This is a genomic window from Flavobacterium crocinum, from assembly GCF_003122385.1.
GTDB classification, from domain to species: Bacteria; Bacteroidota; Bacteroidia; order Flavobacteriales; family Flavobacteriaceae; genus Flavobacterium; species Flavobacterium crocinum.
Window position 1 is genome coordinate 3,647,587 of sequence record NZ_CP029255.1, and the last position, 20,096, is coordinate 3,667,682.

The window sequence follows — 20,096 nt, forward strand, 5'->3', positions numbered from 1 at the left end:
ACCTATTGTTTAACTATAACCAATGTAAATGTATGAAATTAAATTTACAACCAAAAAAACCTTACAAAAATCTTGGAGAAAAGATTCCCAGATTTAATTTTTCCAATTATTTAAATGTTTTTGCTGTGCTTTTTATGCTGTTTTGCAGTTTTTCAGCGCAGGCACAAAATGTTACGATTAATTTTAAAGACGCATCACTTGAAACGGTACTGAAAGAAGTGGCAAAACAAGCGAATTACGAAGTTTTGTACACGCAAAAAATGCTAAAAGATGCTAAGCCAGTTACTATTAACGTTAAGAATTCTACATTAAAAGAAGCTTTAAATAAAATTTTCAGCGGTCAGAATTTAAAATACAATTTGGCTAATCAGACGATTGTTGTAGCAGCTTCCTCAAAAGAAAAAACAGAAAGCTTGGGAAACGAGCAAATCCGCGTAAGCGGAAAAGTTACAAATAATAAAAATGAGCCATTTCCTGGTGTTACTGTAACTTTATCAGGGACAAATAGAACAAGCATAACCGATTTTGATGGTGGTTTTATTTTTGACAATGTACCTTCTAACGGAATTTTGGAATGTTCAGGATTAACAATTGAAACCAAGTCTATTGCTATTAATGGCCGAAATACTTTTACGATTATTGTTGAAGACAAAATTGCGGCTATGAAAGAAGTAGTCGTTACTGGTTATCAGACTATTGCTAGAAGTAATTTTACTGGTGCAATTTCTAAAATTGATGAGAAAACGTTAAACGAAAACATCAACTCCAATTTATCAGGTGCGATAGAAGGACGTGTTGCGGGTTTGATGTTTCAAAAGAATCCAAGCGGCATTGGTTCAGATCAGCCTATATTAAGAGGTATTGGTACTTTTTCATCTGATCAAGTTGGCTACAGTCCGCTTGTGGTAATAGATGGTTTGCCAACAGAGTTGACTTTAGATGAAATTAATCCGTATGATATTGAAAGTGTGGATGTTCTTAAAGATGCTGCAGCGGCTTCTATTTATGGTTCAAGAGCGGCAAATGGTATTATTGTTTTAACAACTAAAAAAGGAAATGGTAAATTAAAAGTTACGATCAACTCTGATTTCTTTATTTCAGATAAACCGAATCTTAGAGATATGAACTACGCTTCAACCAGCGATATGATTGACTTTGAGCAAGCGGTTTACAATAGAGAAAGAGCCAGATTTGCTGATACAGCTACCATGTTTAGCAGTTATGGAGATATTGGAAACAGCAATCCTAAATATTATAGTCCGCTTTATCAGTTAAATAGGAATCTGGAAGAGGGGAAAATAGACAATGCAACTTATAGCAGTACTCTAGCACAATGGAGAAAGAACGATTATAATAAAGATTATCGTGATAATGTTTGGCAGAAAGAATTCAGACAGCGTTACAATGTTGCATTTTCAGGTAGTACCACGAAGCAGAATACTTATGTGTCACTTAATTATGATAAATCATTAGGTCGTATTAAATACAATGAAGGTCGTAATTTTAATCTTTATGCTAAAAGCAGTTTTCAGGTAAACAACTGGTTAAATGCTACTTTTGGAGTAAATGGAACTTATAGTAATGATGATGTTACGGAATTTGATCTTGGCAATTATGATATTCAAAAAAGATACGAGCGTATTACAGACGATAACGGAAATTTAGTACAATCGTCATTTGCATCAATTAGAGACGGTTTTACTTCTGGTGGCGCTCTTAATCCGGCCATGGTCGAAAAATTAGCTGGTTTAAGTGGTTTTAAATCAACGAATTTTAATGTTTTAGATGCACTTAGAGAAGGTATTGAAGAACAAAATTCATTGAGTTTAAGAACCTTCGCTAATATAAAAGCAAAATTATGGAAAGGTTTAAGTTATAGTACACAATTTCAGTACGAAGTAAGAAAAAATGACAAGGAACAGTATCTTGATGTTAATTCTTATAGAATGCGTTCTGCAATCAATGCGCTAACGGGTTATAATCCAACTACAAATGCATACACTTATGTTGACGGTTTCTCAACCGGAGGAAGATATATGCAGACAAGTTCTCAAGCAAGTAATTATTCTTTTAGAAATCAATTAGATTTTAATCAAGAATTTGCAGAAGGCAAACACTCTGTTAATGCTTTGGTTGGTACTGAAATGCGCGAAACTTTCGTTCCAAGATCTATCGAACAATTGCGATATGGTTATGATCCTGTTACACTTAGTTCTGCAGTATTAAATAATCTTGCACTAAGCCAGACAGGAGTTTCTAGCTATATATTTGGCAGCAACAGAACGTTGGCGGCTTTGGGACGAACGCAGAAGGAAATATTACACCGTTACTTTTCAATTTTTAGTACTGCAAGTTATACGTATTTATCTAAATATAACATTACAGGAAGTTATCGTGTTGATAAAGCCGATTTGTTTGGAGTGGATCCAAAATACAAAAACCGCCCATTATGGTCTGCAGGTTTAGGATGGAACATCAGCAATGAAGATTTTATGAAAGAAGTAAAATGGGTAAGTATGCTGAAATTGAGATCTACTTATGGTATTAACGGAAACGTAGATCAAAGCACTACACCTTATATAACTGCTACGAGAAGAAATGATAACTTATATCAGTCTTTACAATATACCAATATCACTGCTCAGCCTAATCCAATGTTGAGATGGGAAAAAACACAAAGTACCAATATTGGTGTAGATTATAGTTTGTTCCGTGCTAAATTAAATGGTACTATTGATGTGTATCGTAAATATAGCAGCGATTTATTAGCAACTACAGATCTTGATCCTACTGTTGGAGCATTGTCAAGAAGAATCAATGCTGGAGCACTGTTGAATAAAGGTATAGAATTTAGCGCTGGTTCTGAATGGTATAATAATGGCAGTTTCCGTATTAATTCGAATTTGGTTTTTGCCTTCAATAAAACGACAGTTAAAAAAGTAACAAGAGCTGAAGCTAGAGCTTCTGAATACGTTTCTTCGCCAAGTAATTACTTTTTAGAAGGTGAATTGTTCAATAGTTTATATGCTTACCAATATGGAGGAATGGTAAATGGTTACCCTTATGTTTTGGATGAAAGTGGAAATCCATCGATTACTTTTGATGCTAATGGAAATCCAGTTTCGACAAGCATAAAAACAATTACTAATCCAGATGCTTTAGTAAATATGGGAACTTTAATGCCAACTTACACAGGTTCATTGTCACAGCGTTTTTCATATAAACAATTCGATTTAAACTTCTTGTTTGTTTTCTCTGGAGGAAATGTAATGCGTAAAGAAACTATCGATATGAGTTCTGATGCTGTAAACCTTTCTGGTATCACAGACCGTTACACTGACACAAACAAAAATGGAAATACTCGTTTATTTGTAGATTTTGACGAAAGTGTTAGAAATTATGCACCAACTATAAGCAGTCAATGGAGATATTCAACTGCAAATGTTGTAGATGGCGATTATATTAAACTAAGAAACATTTCATTAGGATATAATATTCCAAAAGCTTTTGCAACTCGAATGAATATTACATCGGCAAAATTTACTTTTCAAATGAATAATATCTGGTATTGGAGTGCTGCTGGAAATCGTATTGATCCTGAAGTTTATACAGCTAATTCTGGTACACGTAATTTACCATTGCCAAAAACATACCTATTTGGTTTTAATCTTACTCTTTAAAAAAATGAAAAAGATATATATAACACTGCTTTCTTTAATGATGCTAACAGTGTCATCATGTGATGATTATACAGACATAACACCTAAAGGAGCTTTAGTAATTGAAACACCACAGCAATTTCTTGAATTGGTCTCACTTCCTGGACGCGGTTATCCAATCAACAACTTTCAATACTTGTCAGATGATCAATGGATGAGAGAAGCCAATGTAATTGGTAGAACCCCAAACATCGATATTCTTAATTTTACTTTTGATGAAAGTGTTGATCGAGTTTCGTTATTAACAGGTTCTAGTTTTTACAATCAAGCCTATAGTTATATCAACAGATGGAATACTATTATTTCATTAGTAGATAATAGCAAAGGAGATGAAAACATCAAAAGGTTAGCAAAAGCTGAAGCTAAAATTTACAGAGCCTACGATCACTTTTTATTAGTAAACACTTACGCAAAAGGTTACGATCCGAACACTGCTGCTACAGATGGCGGAATCTGTATTATGGACAAATTTGATCTGGAAGCACAGCCTTCAAAATCTACAGTTGCCCAGGTATATGATTTTATTCAAAGAGATATTGAAGATGCATTACCGTATCTTCAGGAAAAACCTGTTGATGTTTATCATCCGTCTTTAGCATTTGCTTATGCATTTAAGGCTAAAGTACATTTGTTTAAACGTGAAATCGCACAGGCTCAGGCAGCAGCAGAAAAATCATTAAGTTACAACAATCAAATTTTTGATATGGTAGCTTATAACAAACAAGGAGGACCAACTGCAGTTGCTGTTCCGGCTGCCAATAATGTAGAAGTTTTGAGTTATATGTATATGACAGGGTATAATGAAATGAACTTTGGACAGCTTTATGTCATTAGCCCGGAATTGAGAACTTTATTTGGTACTAATGATGCACGTTTCAATTTATTTTTCAATACAACCAGTACAACAAATCTTGATCAAGGTTCAGGCACAGCTTATTGGGGAACACAATACACCAGGTTTTTCTATCCGACAGTGGGTATGAAAACAACAGAAGTGTATTTGATTTTGGCAGAATGTTATGCCAGAGATAATAAACTAAGCGAGGCAGTTGGCGTGTTAAATACCTTAAGAGCAAAACGTATTCTTTCGGGTACTGTCGATTTAACTGTTCCGGCTACCAGAAAAGAAACAATGCAATTAGTGATTAATGAAAGAAGAAAAGAATTGCTTTTAGGTTTTAACCGCTTTTTTGATTTGAAACGATTAAATACGGAAACAGAATACGCAAAAACGGTTACAAGAGTATTCCCAATCGTGAATAAAACGGTTCCTCAAAAAACATATACGTTACAGCCAAACTCTCGATTGTATATTATTCCATTTCCTTTGTCTGCTTTGCAAAAGAACCCAAAATTGACTTTAAATACAGACGAAAAACTTCCATTTTAATTGAGATGAAGAAATTATTTATAGTGCTAATCATGCTGTCTTTCGGACAGCATGATTTTGCTCAAACTCCAGAGAAAAAAGCCGACAGCACCAGCACGCAGCCAAAAGGCATGCAGGCTTATAACAAAGTTATCACAGATAAAGCCAAGAATAAAGCAGGTCTTTTTACGGTAAGTCAGGTAGATACCAAATATTATTTTCAAATTCCGGATAGCTTATTCAACAGGTATATGCTTGTGGTAACCCGATTTCTTTCTACTCCGGAAGGAATGGGCGTTTTTGGTGGAGAAAAAGCCAACGAACAGACTATTTATTTTGAAAAAGGAGCCAACAACACGGTTTATTTAAGATCACTGCAATACAGACAAGATGTTCGTTCTGCCGATTCAATGCTGGCAAAAGCATTGGCAGGAAGTAACGAAAATCCGATTGTAGCCGCTTTTCCGATTAAAACAACGAATCCTGATACAAAAGAAGTCGTAATCGATGTAACGGATGTTTTTAAGAAAGACAATCCAATGTTTGCTATTGACAGTAAAGAGAAAACAGAGAAAAAATTAACTTCTCTTGCAGACGACAAATCTTTTATTGAAAATATAGATACTTATCCAATCAATATTGAGGTAAAAACAACAAAAACTTATACCAGTTCTACAGCAAGCAGCGGCAATATAACATTACGTTTGAATACTTCAATTGTACTGCTTCCAAAAACGCCTATGCGTAAACGTTTTTTTGATGAAAGAGTGGGGTATTTTGCTAACAAATATGTTCTGTTTGATGATGATGAACAACGTGCTCAAACAAAATATATTATTCAGCGCTATCGTCTGGAGCCTAAAGATAAAGACATCAAAAAATACCTAAACGGCGAATTGGTTGAACCTAAAAAACAAATCGTTTATTATATCGATCCGGCAACACCAAAAAAATGGAGACCTTACTTAATTGCCGGAATCAACGATTGGCAGAAAGCTTTTGAAGCAGCAGGTTTTAAAAATGCTATTGTAGGGAAAGAATGGCCGGAAAATGATCCGACGATGAGTCTGGAAGATGCACGCTATTCGGTAGTACGTTATTATGCTTCTGAAACACCAAATGCTTACGGACCAAGAATTAGTGATCCAAGAAGTGGTGAAATTATTGAAAGTCACGTAGGCTGGTATCATAATGTGATGAAATTAGTGCAAAGATGGTATATGATTCAGGCCGGACCATTAGACGCAAGAGCCCGAAAAATGCATTTGGATGATGAATTAATGGGACAATTAATTCGTTTCGTTTCTTCTCACGAAATTGGTCATACAATTGGTCTTCGCCATAATATGGGGGCAAGCAGTACAACTCCGGTAGAAAAATTAAGAGATAAAAAATGGGTTGAAGCCAATGGACATACGGTTTCGATTATGGATTATGCCCGATTCAATTATGTAGCACAACCGGAAGATAATATCAGTCCAAAAGGAATTTATCCACGAATTGGAATCTACGATAAATGGGCCGTAAAATGGGGTTATGGTTATTATTCAAAAGCTAAAGATGAGTTTGAAGAAGAAAAAATTCTTGCCAAACTAACCACAGATAGTTTGACGGCTAATCCAAAATTATGGTTTGGTGGAGAAGGAAAAGACGAAGATCCAAGAAGTCAAAAAGAAGATATTGGCGACGATTCTGTTTTGGCAAGTGATTATGGAATTAAAAACCTAAAACGTGTAGTTCCAAATCTTATTGAATGGACATATCAGCCAAATGATGCTTATAATAATTTAGAAGATATGCATAAAGCGGTGGTATCGCAATATAGCCGCTATTTATATCACGTGCTAAAAAATATTGGAAGTAATTACATTACTAAACGTACTGTTGATGAAAAAGGAACAGTTTATCAACCGGTTCCAAAAGCAAAAGTAAAAGCAGCGATTGATTATGTAGGAAGACAATTGTTTGTAGCACCGCTTTGGATGTATCCTCAGGAAATCGATCAGCTTGTTGGTTTGAAAACTTCAGAGCAAATTTCAGATCAGCAGAATCAGGTGTTGAATATGTTGTTGAGTTCAGGAATGCTTTATAACATCAGTCAAAAAGCAATTCAGTTTGAAGGCGCTTATACGGTTCCGGAATTCTTAAACGATTTGCAGCAGACGGTTTGGGTAAAATTTAGCGGTGACGAAAAACAGGATTTTTACAGAAGAAGTTTACAGCGTGGTTACATTGAAAAAATGGGAATGTTGTTATTACCAAAAGAGACAGAACCTGGAAAAGCATTAAATGCTGCACAGAGAAGTGATGTGAGATTATACGGTAAACAACATTTGGTTAAAGTAAGAGCAGAGGTTGTCAAATTAATGAGTACTTCAACAGGAATAAACAAAGATCATTTCGAAGCAATTTTAATCGAAATTGACAAAATAAATACAAAATTAAATTCAACTACAACGATATGAAAAAATTATTAGTTATCGCATTCATTTTTATTAGTGGTTTCACTCAGGCGCAGGTAACTTCAAAAGAAGAAGTAACTCCGGAATTGGTTCAAAAAAGAGAAGAACAAAAAAAGGAAATTACAGCAAATTATCTAGCTTTAAAAAACAGTCTTATTACTTCTGATAGTCTTTCTGTTGTAAAAAACGCTGAAGCTTTAAAGAATTCTTTAAAGAACTTCAAATTTAAAAAGCTGACTTTAGATCAGATGAATGCAGCGACAACAACAAGAAAAGCAATTTCAGATTTAGCAGCTGAAATGGCAGCAACTAAAAACATTAATAAACAGCGCAAAATTTTTGAAACACTTTCTGTGAAATACTGGGATGTAGCTTCAAAATTCAAAGCTGCTGATGCGACATTATATCTACAGGCTTGTCCAATGACAGGCGCTGTGTGGACAAGTGATAGTAAGGAAATTAAGAATCCTTATTATCCAAAAAATATGCTGACTTGTGGAGAAGTAAAAGCAAGTTTGTAGTTTTTTTTAATTTGAATTAGTTTGATAAATACGGTGTTCTGACTGAAGCCGTATTTGTCGTTTCTACTATATTTTTCTTTAATGCTTTTTATAAAGCATTGAAAAAATCAAAATGCCAAGCCGAAAGGTTTGGCTTTTTTTTATGGCTATTTTTTAGACTTCAGATTTTTCTTTAAAGATATTTTTTCATTTTTAAAAACATTTAAAACGGTTAAAAAGCATTTAAAATGGACTTTTTATCAATCGAAATTCCTTCTGTTTAGTAAAATTCTTATTAAGGAGCAAAAACTATTATTGTTTTTAATTTGTTGTTTATCAATTGTTTATAATTTCTTTATCGTTTTCGTTAACAAATTTTTTGTAAAAAATTAGCATTAATACTTTCATATTAAAATTTTTAACATACTTTTGTTCTATCAAATTAGTAGAGTTTAAAAATACCGCACAATGAAGACTAGTAAAAATATTTCACTTTCAAACCAACAGAAACCTTTTAGCTGTTTCAGTGTCATGTGCAGCTTCTGTTAAAAGTCTTCAATTCCCAATTCCAAAACAAATTTTTATTAGAGTGAACCTTAGCAATAGGGCAGATCTTGTATAGGCCAATCGAAATAATAATAACCAAAAAAAGAAGAAAAAAATGAAAAAACGAATGTGTAGCCGGTAAAACAATATACCATTCCTGTTGTCGCAGAAATGGTCGAGCTTAAAAAAAATATACATCTCTAAAAGGAAGCGACAACAGATTTATTCTGTTTACTGGAATCCTTGATTTATTAAACTAAAAAGAACTAATGAAAAAAATATTAAATAGATATATTGGATTATGTGTTTTATTGATTTCCATCGGTGCCATGGCTCAGGAAAAGCAGCCACTAATCCAGTCAAAAATTGGTGGTACCGTTATTGATGCCGTTACAAAAGAACCTATTATTGGAGCATCGATAGTAATTAAGGGAACTACACATGGCGTTCAAACCGATTTTGATGGTAAGTTTTACTTCCAAACCGGACAAAAACTGCCTTATACTGTAGTTGTAAGTTATCTGGGTTACAAAAAAAGAGAATTTGTAATTAATGAAAACTCCGTTGTGATTGATCTTACTGAAGAACAAAATCAATTATCAGAAGTAGTCGTTACGGCACTTGGTATTTCAAAAGAAAAGAAATCTTTAGGATATACAACTCAGGCACTTAAAAACAAAGACATTGCAGAGACAAAAGAAACAAACTTCTTAAACAGTCTTAGCGGAAAATTAGCCGGAGTTCGTATTACAAACTCTCAGGGAGATATGGGATCTTCCCGTATTATCATTCGTGGGGAAACTTCTATTGCAGGAAACAACCAGCCTTTGTTTGTGGTGGATGGAGTTCCTGTAGATAACTCACAATTAGGAAGTGTTGGAGGCGCAACTCGTGACTTTAAAAATGCTATTGCCGATTTGAATCCAAACGATATTGAAACCTTAACAGTATTGAAAGGACCAAACGCGGCGGCTCTTTACGGATCACGTGCGGCACATGGAGTTGTTTTGATTACGACTAAATCGGGAAAAAGCCAAAAAGGATTGGGAATTACTGTAAATTCAGGTATCACAATTTCTCAGGTAGCGACTTTACCTAGTTTTCAAAACTCATACGGACAAGGGTCAAACGGAAGATTTAGTTTTGTTGACGGAAAAGGAGGCGGAGTAAATGATGGTGTTGATGAAAGCTGGGGACCAAGAATGGATGGACGTCTTATTCCACAATTCTTCTCGAATGGTGAGGCAGTACCTTTCGTGGCGCATCCAAATAATGTAAAAGACTTTTTCAATACTGGTGTTACGTATGACAATAGTATTTCTGTGGCAAAATCAGATGAAAAATCAGATTTCCGTTTAGGAGTAAACAATCAAAAACAATTGGGAACTGTTCCTAATAGTGAAGTAAACAAAACCAACTTTACAATTAATTCAAATTACCAAATTTCTAAAAGTATTAAAGTAGGAGTTACAGGTAACTATATTACAACTAATGCTCCAGCGTTGCCAGGTGGACCACAAGGGAATCGTGCTGCAGGTGTAATGCTTCAGTTTTTATGGTTCGGTCGTCAGGTTGATATTAATGAGCTTCAAAATAACAGAAATGTGAACTGGAACAACAGTTATTACAGCAACCCTTATTGGAATGCATATTATAATACCACAAGTCAGCAGCGTAACCGTTTTATTGGAGATGTGCATTTGGATGCTAAATTGGCTGAAGGTCTTAATTTTAGATTCCGTACAGGAGTAGATTACTATAATGACCGTAGAAAATATACGATCAAATATGGTACAAATGGAACACCATTTGGATCTTATGCTGAAGATGCTTACACGGTAAACGAACAAAATACAGAAGGTATTTTTACTTATACTAAAAAACTGAATGATGATTTTAGTTTAGATGCTCTTGCCGGATTCAATATCCGTAATCACAGCGATGCAAACAACTACCAAAAAGCGCCACGTTTAGCAGTACCGGATTTATATACTTTGACGAATTCAAGAGACCCTTTGACATCATCAAATACATTATCAAGATTGAGAGTATATAGTGCTTATGCTTCTGCACAATTAGGATACAAAAATTATGCGTATTTGAACGTAACAGCGCGTAACGATTGGTCATCTACATTACCAAGCAACAATCGTTCTTATTTTTATCCATCTATTAATGGAAGTTTAGTTTTGTCTGAGGTATTAAATCTAAAAAGCAATACACTTGATTTCTTAAAATTACGTGGTGGTTGGTCTGAAGTAGGTAATGATGCAGATCCGTATCAATTAGCAACAGTTTATAATTTCCAGACAGCATTTGATGGAAATCCAATTCAAACTTCTTCACAAAGAAAATTGAATGAGAATTTAAAACCAGAAACTACACGTTCAACGGAGATTGGTTTAGAGGCTACTTTCTGGAAAAACAGATTGCATTTTGATGTGGCTTATTATAACACAAACAGTTTTGACCAGATTTTGGAAATTAAAACTACAGCTTCAAGCGGATACAATTCACAGTTAATCAACGCTGGAAAAGTAAACAACAGAGGTTTGGAAATTCAGTTGGATGGAACTCCAATTCAGACTGAAAACTTTAAGTGGAATATTGGAGCAAATTACTCCAGAAACAGAAGTAAGGTGGAGATTTTGGATTATGCAAAACAAATTCAAAACTATACAATTGGTACATCGGGAGGTGTTGATGTATTGGCATCTGTAGGACAAGCTTATGGAGCTCTTTACGGAACAGCGTATTTACGTGATGCGAGCGGAAACATCGTAGTAGGATCAAATGGATTACCAAAAGCAGATCCAACAAAGAAAGTTTTAGGGCATTATACTCCGGATTATTTAGCGGGTGTTACCAATACTTTGACATACAAAAATCTTGAATTATCAGTTTTGGTTGATGCTAGTGTAGGAGGAGAAATTTTCTCAGGAACCAACAGGACAGGAACTTATACAGGAGTATTGGCTTCAACGCTTCCGGGACGTGGTGCTGAAAATGGTGGTTTAACTTACTATTTGGATGGTACAACAAAAACTCAGGTTCCAAACGGAACTACAGCATACGATGATGGTATGATTTTTAAAGGAGTTTATGAGAATGGAACTCCAAACACGACAATACTTAGTGCTCAGGAATATTATAAAGCATCATACAACATTAGCGAAGCTTATATTTACAGTTCCACTTTTGTGAAAATGAGAGAAATTAAACTGGCTTACAATTTCAATAAGTCATTTGCCAGAAAACTGGGATTAGAAGGAGCAAGTATTACTGCTGTTGGCCGTAACTTATTCTTTATCTACAAAGATGCGCCAAATATTGACCCTGAAACGGCTTTCAATACTGGAAATGCACAAGGTTTGGAAAGTTTATCTCTTCCAACAACAAGAAATTTCAGTCTTAATGTTAATCTTAAATTCTAAAAACTCGAAATCATGCTAAAAAAGCTATCATATATAATCTTATTTGGATTGACACTGACCTCGTGCAGTGATACTTTGGATGATATCAATAAAAATCCAAATGCAACCGAAACACCATTGGCGCCTTATTTGTTAACAGGAAGTTTAAAACAAGGAGCTGACTTATACTGGGGTTCAGATAATAATTTTAACTCCTCTTTGTTATTCGTACAGCATTGGGCTAAAATCCAATATACGGAACCGGACAGATACGATGTTTCAAACACTTCATTCACTTCTTTGTGGAATACAGGTTACGCAACCTTAATTACAGATTTGAATACAATTATCAATTTTCCGGACGCACAGGCGAATTCAAACTACAAAGGGATTGCTTTAACGCTTCGTTCATGGACATTTTTATTGTTGACAGACGCTTACGGAAGTATTCCGTATAAAGAAGCAGGACAAAAAGTAACACCAGCCTATAATACTCAAAAAGAAATATATACGGGTTTACTTGAAGATTTAGCAAAAGCGCAGTCTTTATTAGGTACAACAAACGGAACTGTAACAGGAGATTTGGTTTACAAAGGAGATATTGCAAAATGGAAAAGATTCGTGAATTCACTTCGTCTTAGAATTGCTTTACGAATTTCAGATAAAGAACCGGTATTGGCGAAACAGGCAGCTATTGATGCAACGAGTGATTCAGCCGGAGTTTTGAGTAGTAATAACGATACTTTTAAGTTTACCTATATTGCTTCGCCTCAGCAAAATCCGGCTTCGGCATGGTTTGAAACTCGTGATGATTTCCGTATTTCAAAAACAATGGTAGATAAATTAAAAGAGTTTTCAGATCCGCGTTTACCGGTTTATGCGCAATTGCCGTCAGATGCAAGTGTTGGTACCTATGTTGGAGGTGGTAATGGATTATCAAACAATGATGCTAACAATCAGGGTTTTGCTAAAACATCGAAACCTGGAACTTATTTCCTTACTTCGACATCACCTGCTGTAATTTATTCTTATTCTGAAGTATTGTTTAATCTTGCTGAAGCAGCTGCTCGCGGATTTATTTCCGGAGATGCAGAGACACTTTATAAAAATGCCATTACAGCATCATTCAATCAATTTGGAATTACTGATGCAACAGTAATTTCGAACTACCTGAATCAGACAAGTGTAAAATACGATGCATCCAATTATGCTAAATCTATTGGTACACAAAAATGGATTGCATTCTTCGGACAAGGTTTGGATGCTTTTACAGAATGGAGAAGATTAGATTTCCCGGTTTTGACAGCTGGACCTAATACCGTTTTGGACGGAAAAATACCATCTCGCTTTTTCTATCCGGGAACAGAACAGTCATTAAATGGAGTTAACTACCAAAATGCACTAACGGATCAGGGAAAAGATTTGCTGACAACAAAATTATGGTTTGATGCCAAATAATCGGTTTTTTGTTTTTTCGCTAGAATAAAAATTGATTTTAAAAGAAAGAAAAATCTTAGTCAATAACCCCGTATCGCCCTAATGATACGGGGTTATTTATTTCTAATTTGTATATTTGCGATGGAATAAAAAATATTCTAAGTATATAAATGCACAAATTAGTACCTCTGGATCCCAAAACCATTTTTCTTCTTTATTTCTGGGGGAATTTGTTTGTGTGCATTCTTATTTTCAGTTATTCCTTATCGTATGCTTCGACAGAAAACAGAAAAAAATTAAATACGTTTGGATTTGGAAAAATATTGCTGACGTTAGGCTGGGTATTTATTTTTTTAAGAAACATAGTTCCGGATTTTATTTCTATCAATTTAGGTAATACAGTTATTCTTTTAGGATGCTGTTATGAAACGATAGCCATAATCTCAATGAACAAAACCAAGTTTAACAAACGGTATAGGATTCAAACCGGTTTAACAATTACAGCTATACTGGCTTTTAATATTGTCACATTTTCAGGAGGCACAATTAGTACCCGCATTATCATTATGTCTCTTGGAATATTTGCGATTTACCTGCCTCCAACAATTGGATATTTTAGAGAAAAAGCAACCAATTTGTTCCGTATATTTTATCTTCTTTGTTATGTTTCTTTCGAGATTTTAATTTTTATGAGAGCGGTTTATACTTATGTTTTTCCGCAAAAGAATTTCTTCAGGCAGAGTGCTTTTGATAGTTTATACAGTATTGGCTTGTTTTTACTGACTCTTATTGGAACAATTGGATTTTTATTATTGGTGAAAGAAAAACAAGATCTCAAAATACAGAAATTACTAAAAGACAAGAATTTATTCTTTTCTATAATTGCCCATGATTTAAAAGGACCATTAGGTTCATCACTTGCCTTGTCAGAAATTCTATCTCAGGAGATCGATACTTACAGTCGGGAAGAAATTAAGGAAATTACAGAATTGCTTCATGACTCCAATAAAAACATTTATAAACTACTAGAGAACCTATTGAACTGGTCCAGAATGCAGACCGGAATGATCGAATACAATCCGAAAATGACAGAATTAAACAGTCTGATCGAGGAAAATGTAAAACTTAATAAAAATACGGCATTAAATAAAAACATCGATTTAAGATTCGAATCAACAGAAATTATCAGTGCAATGCTGGATAAAGATATGATTGATACTGTTCTAAGAAACCTTTTAACCAATGCCATTAAATTTACAGAACAGCAGGGCGAAATTGTAGTCAGTCTTCAGAAAGTAAACAAAAAAGCAGAAGTATCCATCAGAGATAACGGAATCGGAATTCCTCTTAACATACAGGAAAAGCTTTTTAAAATCAATGAAAAAGTAATCCAGAAAGGAACAGAAAACGAAATAGGAAACGGCTTAGGATTACTGCTTTGCCACGAATTTATAAAGAAACACCACGGGGAAATCTGGGCAGAAAGTAAACTGGGAATAGGAAGTACTTTTAAGTTTATATTGCCTTTAGAAAATAGAGAATAGAAGCTAGTTTATACTTTTTTGTTTCAAGCAGATTTATGGCAGATCTGCGATTATCTGCTGAAATCTTTTTAAATCTGCGTGAAACAATTTTTTACAGCATTCTAAATTAAAGATAAATCTGCTGTATAAACTCTTCCGTAGAAGAAAGTACATGTCCATAATTAGGAAAATTAGTTTCGACGGTTGCCTTAATTTCTTCCCAGTTAAAAGCACCGATTCCATCTTTAATTAAAGTCACGTGATAACCTAATTCAACGCCAAATCTTGCTGTAGAATCGATACAGGTATTAGCTCTCATTCCCGCCAAAACGATCTGATCAATATTATGTTGTCTTAAAAGAAAATCCAGATCGGTATTGGCAAATCCGCTGGCAGTCCAGTGATTTTGAGCAAGAAGATCACCTTCCTGCATCATTAAATCAGGATGAAATTCGGCACCCCAGGAACCTTTTTCAAACAAGGTAATATTCTTGCTTCCTGAGTGCGACGGAGCCATAAATTTCCAGTTTAAGTAATCATCTTTCTGCGTATGTCGATGCGGAGCATATACAATTAGTATTTTCTTTTTCCTTGCTGCAGCCAGCAGCTTTTTGATATTTTGAACTACTCCGTTTCCCTCAACGGTTTCCTGGGTTACAGGATATAATTTTCCTCCTTCAGAAAGAAAATCATTAAAAGGATCGATTAATACAATCGCTGTTTTTTGAAGTTGATACAAGCTCATAATGCTAAAGATTTAATTTGTTTCAAAATGGATTCTAATAATATGCCAGTCCCTTTTTTCTTTATCTGCTTAGGTTTTTTGAACTCGTGATAAAAATTATCTGCGATATATGATGAATTTGCGAAATATAGTGAATATGATAATCAGTTTTGATTGTATTTTACTGATATTTAGTAAATTAGTTGTTTAGCACGCTTCTTGTATTTTATTTTTCACTATCAGATCGGCTAAAATAAAGCGTGTTTTTTTCTTAAAAATAATTCACGTCTTCCAAATTTGATTTTCGATACAGTTTAATAAAACTGGATTATACTATGATTATAAAAAGCTGTTTACTAATTAAATATCAATTTTATGACAAAATCAAAATCTATTATTCTTGTTCACGGAAACTTTGTAAACGATGTCAGTTGGGCAAAGTGGAAAGAACGATATGAACAGAAAGGCTATACGGTTTACACGCCTGCCAATCCTGGTCACGAAGGAAATCCTTCAGATTTAAGAAAAACAGTTCACCCTGATCTTACTAAAACCGGTTTTATTGATGTAGTAAATAATATCGCAAAACTAGCTGACAGCCTTCCTGAAAAACCGCTTATTATTGGACATTCGATGGCAGGAATGGCGGCAATGAAGCTATTAGAACTAAACAAAGCAGCAGCAGCAGTAAGTATTGATGGTGCGCCACCCAAAAATGTATTTCCACCTTTTGCAACATTAAAATCGGTGCTTCCTGCTTTCGGATTCTTTTCTTCTAGTAAATATTTCATGGGAAGTCGCGAATGGTATGACAAATGCTTTTTTAACACCTTGCAACATAGAGACAGAGCCAAAGCATTTGATACTATTGCCGTACCCGAAAGTTATAAAGTGAGTCGCGAATTGGTTTTAAACTCTTTTTCGAATATTGACTTCAGAAAACCGCACAAACCAATTTTATTTATTGGAGGCGCCAGCGATGCTATTTTTCCGGCATCACTTACAACAACACTGGCTCGAAAATACAAAGACAAAAACAGTCAGGTAGACTTGAAAATTTTCCCTGGTAAAAGTCACTTTATCTGCGGTGAACCGGGGTGGGAAGCAGTAGCAGATTATATTTTAGAATGGTATGAAAATCTATAGTAACAATTAAAAAGAAATAAAAATGGCTAAAATTAAAGTAAAAGACGGAACAGAGATTTATTACAAAGACTGGGGTACAGGTACACCGATTTTTTTTCATCACGGCTGGCCTTTGTCGGCAGATGACTGGGACGCACAAATGTTATTTTTCCTGGATAAAGGATTTAGAGTTATTGCACATGACAGAAGAGGTCACGGAAGATCTACTCAGACTTATACAGGAAATGAAATGGACACATACGCAGCAGATGTTGCAGAATTGACCGAATTTTTAGACTTGAAAGATGCTATACATATTGGACATTCAACAGGAGGCGGAGAAGCGATTCATTATGCTGCAAAATATGGTAAAGGCCGTGTTTCAAAAGTAATCCTGATTAGTGCTGTAACTCCATACATGATTAAAGATGCTAATAATCCGGAAGGAGTTCCAATCGAAGTTTTTGATGATATTCGTTTTAATACCGCAAATAACCGACAGCAGTTTTATCAGGATATTACTTTTCCGTTTTATGGTTACAACAGGGAAGGAGCCAATATCAAAAAAGGAATTCAGGACAATTGGTGGCGCCAGGGAATGAATGGAGGAATTAAAGCGCATTACGATTGTATAAAAGCATTCTCTGAAACCGATTTTACCGAAGATTTAAAAAGTGTTGATTTTCCCGTATTGATACTTCACGGAGAAGACGATCAAATTGTGCCTTATAATGTAACGGCATTGCGGGCAATAAAACTCTTAAAGAACGGAAAAATAATTACATATCCAGGGCTTTGCCACGGTATTCCAACAACTGATGCAGATCGAGTAAACGCCGATATTTTGGATTTTATTAAGTAATTTGAAATAGTAAAATTACTTTTAGATAAAAAATAATAAGCTGTCTAAAAAGGGCAGCTTTTTTATTAGCTTCGGAGAAGCGCAATATTTATAGAATCGTATTAGTATCGACAGCAAAGCTCCAACGGAGCGACATATTTTTTCAATTTTTATTATATGTCGCTCCGCTGGAGCTTTATATTGTAAAATTCTATTTTTTGTTATAAATATCGCGCTTCTCCGAAGCGTTTTTTTTCTAATACTTTTGATGAAAGCTCTTTGTTTTTACAGGTTTTTATCTTTTAAAGCCTGAGGATATTTATTGCTCGTATGTACAATCATTTCTCCAAATAAAGTATTGGCCCAGGCAAACCATTTTCGGGTAAATTTGGTTACATCGTCTTTATGAAAAGATTCGTGCATAAATCCCGTATCAGCATTGGTTTTAATCAAAGTACTGATACAGTTTTTAATTTCTGTTTCATCAATACTGGTAATGGCTCTTAAAACAATACTCATGGGCCAGATGGTATCTACACCTGTATGCGGGCCTCCAATACCTTCTCCGGCTTTTCCTCTATAGAAAAACGGATTATTTTCAGACAAAACAACTTTTCTGGTATTAAGATATAATGGATCATCCGGAGCAATTGTACCCAAATAAGGAAGTGATAATAAAGACGGAACATTGGCATCGTCCATCATATGAAAACTTCCGTAACCATTTACTTCGAAAGCAATAATTTTTCCAAATTGCGGATGATTTATAATTCCGTGTTCGTTTAATCCTTTTTGAACCTGCTCTCTAAGTTCTTTCGCCTGATTAACAATGTCGTTGTCTTTTAAAGCCGGAAGTGAGAAAATCTCAATCAGATAACCTAATATTTCAATCGCAAACATATTACTTGGAATCAGATAGCCAAAAAGCGTAGAATCGTCACTTGGTCTGAAAGTCGAAACAATTAATCCGCACGGTTTGACAGGATATCCGTAACCCGACAAGGGAACGCCGTCTGTAGCCCATGCCGTTTGGCGCTGAAAGCTGTAAGGTCCTCCTTTGCCATCCATACGTTGTTGTTCTTTGAACGTTTTTAGCACGAGTTTCATGGCTTCTTTCCAATGGCTGTCAAACATAGAAATATCTCCGGTTTCTTTCCAATAACCATGAGCCAGACGAACAGGATAACACAAACTGTCGATTTCCCATTTTCGTTCATGAATTCCGGGTTTCATGTCTGTTAAATCATTTTTCCATTCACTTTCCTTATTGAAATCTTTGTAAAATGCATTAGCATAAGGATCTAAAATGATGCATTTTGCCTGACGATTTATAACACCTTTTACCAATTCGGCCAGTTTTGGATCTTGTTTTACAAAAGGAATATAAGGCCAAATCTGCGCGGTACTGTCTCGAAGCCACATCGCGTCGATATCTCCCGTGATTACATACGTATCAGGTTTACCGTCTATTACTTCAAATTCCACTGTAGTGTCGAGTGTATTTGGAAAACAGTTTTCAAAAATCCACGCCAGTTCCGGATTTACAATTTGTTTTTTAACTTTTACGATAGCAGCCTCAATTGCTTTACTGGTAAATTTACGTTCGGCCAAAGGTGGTCTCTGGGATACAAAATCCTTTAAAGGAAATTCAAAAGCATCGGAATTAAATCCAAAAGCTTCTGACTGAATAGCCAATAAACCCGCCGAAAAGATGCCGGCATTTTTGATAAATTTTCTGCGAGACTGCATATTTTTTGTTTTAGAAATGGTTTAGTATAGTTTAAAGATAATCGAAACTTAATTACACTAAATAAATAATCTTTTTCTTCATTTTATTTAAAATTAGACAAATGACATTTAAAGCGCTTTAAACAACCTTTCAAAAGATAGAAATACTGCTATAAGTCTTCAAAATCATCTCTAAGACCTTTTCCGGATTTAATCAAAGCAATACGTGGACTTTTGATCAATTCGATAAGTCCGTTTTCTATTAAAGATTTTGCTAAAGAATCAATTTCAGTTTCCTGTGCTGTAACTTCAAATATGGTATAATCCCTTTCCAGACTTCTGTATTGTGGATTATGCTTTTGCAATAATTGTTGAACACTGTCATTAGTTACTTTATGGGTTAAAACTTTAAATAAAGTGGTCTGAGTATATACTATTTCAGCATTTGTACTGAAATAACATTTGTAAACATCAATAATTTTCTCGATTTGCAAGGTTAAATTTCTCACCGTTTCAAAAGTTTCTGTTACAACAATTGTAAATCTGTACATACTATTAATTTCACAAAGAGAGATATTAAAACTTTCAAAGCTGATTTTTCTTCTCGAAAAAATAACAGCTGTTTTATTGACTAGTCCCATTTGATCTTCTGTGTAAAATGTTAAGGTGTATTGCTCTTTCATTGGATGTTTAATGCTTTTTTATTAGT

General features: G+C 34.7%; 12 protein-coding genes. 9 read left to right on the top strand and 3 right to left on the bottom strand.

Features of this window, described 5'->3' with window-relative positions; genetic code table 11:
* The first annotated feature begins 32 nt into the window (after positions 1–32).
* From HYN56_RS16320 to HYN56_RS16350, 7 genes are all read left to right on the top strand, one after another.
* Positions 33–3,680 carry a SusC/RagA family TonB-linked outer membrane protein gene (locus HYN56_RS16320; protein ID WP_109193153.1) on the top strand — a complete coding sequence of 1,216 codons (3,648 nt, stop codon included), beginning with the start codon at positions 33–35 and terminating at the stop codon, positions 3,678–3,680.
* 4 nt (positions 3,681–3,684) lie between these two features.
* Complete coding sequence (locus HYN56_RS16325; protein WP_109194835.1) at positions 3,685–5,109, top strand: RagB/SusD family nutrient uptake outer membrane protein; 1,425 nt, start codon at positions 3,685–3,687, stop codon at positions 5,107–5,109.
* A gap of 5 nt (positions 5,110–5,114) precedes the next feature.
* The gene (locus tag HYN56_RS16330; protein WP_109193154.1) at positions 5,115–7,553 is read left to right on the top strand and encodes a zinc-dependent metalloprotease; all 2,439 of its coding nucleotides are present in this window, start codon (positions 5,115–5,117) and stop codon (positions 7,551–7,553) included.
* A complete protein-coding gene (locus HYN56_RS16335) occupies positions 7,550–8,071 on the top strand; it encodes a DUF3347 domain-containing protein (RefSeq protein ID WP_109193155.1) in 522 nt (173 codons plus the stop codon). The genes HYN56_RS16330 and HYN56_RS16335 overlap by 4 nt, the downstream gene beginning before the upstream one ends.
* 794 nt (positions 8,072–8,865) lie before the next feature.
* On the top strand, positions 8,866–12,030 hold the full coding sequence (locus HYN56_RS16340; protein WP_109193156.1) for a SusC/RagA family TonB-linked outer membrane protein: 3,165 nt from the start codon (positions 8,866–8,868) through the stop codon (positions 12,028–12,030).
* Between the two features lie 12 nt (positions 12,031–12,042).
* Entirely contained in the window at positions 12,043–13,467 is a 1,425-nt protein-coding gene (locus HYN56_RS16345) for a SusD/RagB family nutrient-binding outer membrane lipoprotein (protein WP_109193157.1), read from the top strand.
* A gap of 149 nt (positions 13,468–13,616) precedes the next feature.
* Positions 13,617–14,990 carry a sensor histidine kinase gene (locus HYN56_RS16350; protein WP_109193158.1) on the top strand — a complete coding sequence of 458 codons (1,374 nt, stop codon included), beginning with the start codon at positions 13,617–13,619 and terminating at the stop codon, positions 14,988–14,990.
* A gap of 106 nt (positions 14,991–15,096) precedes the next feature.
* Here the strand turns inward: HYN56_RS16350 and HYN56_RS16355 are convergent, their stop codons facing one another.
* Positions 15,097–15,714, bottom strand: coding sequence for a cysteine hydrolase family protein (locus tag HYN56_RS16355; RefSeq protein ID WP_109193159.1), 618 nt, complete (start codon positions 15,712–15,714; stop codon positions 15,097–15,099).
* Positions 15,715–16,068: 354 nt separating this feature from the next.
* Between HYN56_RS16355 and HYN56_RS16360 the strand changes: the two genes are divergently transcribed.
* Together HYN56_RS16360 and HYN56_RS16365 are read left to right on the top strand one after the other, a co-directional pair.
* Positions 16,069–16,839, top strand: coding sequence for an alpha/beta hydrolase (locus HYN56_RS16360; protein ID WP_109193160.1), 771 nt, complete (start codon positions 16,069–16,071; stop codon positions 16,837–16,839).
* A gap of 22 nt (positions 16,840–16,861) precedes the next feature.
* The gene (locus HYN56_RS16365) at positions 16,862–17,680 is read left to right on the top strand and encodes an alpha/beta fold hydrolase (RefSeq protein ID WP_109193161.1); all 819 of its coding nucleotides are present in this window, start codon (positions 16,862–16,864) and stop codon (positions 17,678–17,680) included.
* A gap of 264 nt (positions 17,681–17,944) precedes the next feature.
* Here HYN56_RS16365 and HYN56_RS16370 read toward each other — a convergent pair whose 3' ends face one another.
* Together HYN56_RS16370 and ilvN are read right to left on the bottom strand one after the other, a co-directional pair.
* Entirely contained in the window at positions 17,945–19,408 is a 1,464-nt protein-coding gene (locus tag HYN56_RS16370; RefSeq protein ID WP_109193162.1) for a glycoside hydrolase family 125 protein, read from the bottom strand.
* A gap of 149 nt (positions 19,409–19,557) precedes the next feature.
* Complete coding sequence (gene ilvN, locus HYN56_RS16375; RefSeq protein WP_109193163.1) at positions 19,558–20,070, bottom strand: acetolactate synthase small subunit; 513 nt, start codon at positions 20,068–20,070, stop codon at positions 19,558–19,560.
* Between the last annotated feature and the right edge of the window lie 26 nt (positions 20,071–20,096).

Coding starts and splice junctions, on each gene's coding strand:
- HYN56_RS16320 (WP_109193153.1), top strand. CDS start 33: ATGAAATTAAATTTACAACCAAAAAAACCTTACAAAAATCTTGGAGAA.
- HYN56_RS16325 (WP_109194835.1), top strand. CDS start 3,685: ATGAAAAAGATATATATAACACTGCTTTCTTTAATGATGCTAACAGTG.
- HYN56_RS16330 (WP_109193154.1), top strand. CDS start 5,115: ATGAAGAAATTATTTATAGTGCTAATCATGCTGTCTTTCGGACAGCAT.
- HYN56_RS16335 (WP_109193155.1), top strand. CDS start 7,550: ATGAAAAAATTATTAGTTATCGCATTCATTTTTATTAGTGGTTTCACT.
- HYN56_RS16340 (WP_109193156.1), top strand. CDS start 8,866: ATGAAAAAAATATTAAATAGATATATTGGATTATGTGTTTTATTGATT.
- HYN56_RS16345 (WP_109193157.1), top strand. CDS start 12,043: ATGCTAAAAAAGCTATCATATATAATCTTATTTGGATTGACACTGACC.
- HYN56_RS16350 (WP_109193158.1), top strand. CDS start 13,617: ATGCACAAATTAGTACCTCTGGATCCCAAAACCATTTTTCTTCTTTAT.
- HYN56_RS16355 (WP_109193159.1), bottom strand. CDS start 15,714: ATGAGCTTGTATCAACTTCAAAAAACAGCGATTGTATTAATCGATCCT.
- HYN56_RS16360 (WP_109193160.1), top strand. CDS start 16,069: ATGACAAAATCAAAATCTATTATTCTTGTTCACGGAAACTTTGTAAAC.
- HYN56_RS16365 (WP_109193161.1), top strand. CDS start 16,862: ATGGCTAAAATTAAAGTAAAAGACGGAACAGAGATTTATTACAAAGAC.
- HYN56_RS16370 (WP_109193162.1), bottom strand. CDS start 19,408: ATGCAGTCTCGCAGAAAATTTATCAAAAATGCCGGCATCTTTTCGGCG.
- ilvN (WP_109193163.1), bottom strand. CDS start 20,070: ATGAAAGAGCAATACACCTTAACATTTTACACAGAAGATCAAATGGGA.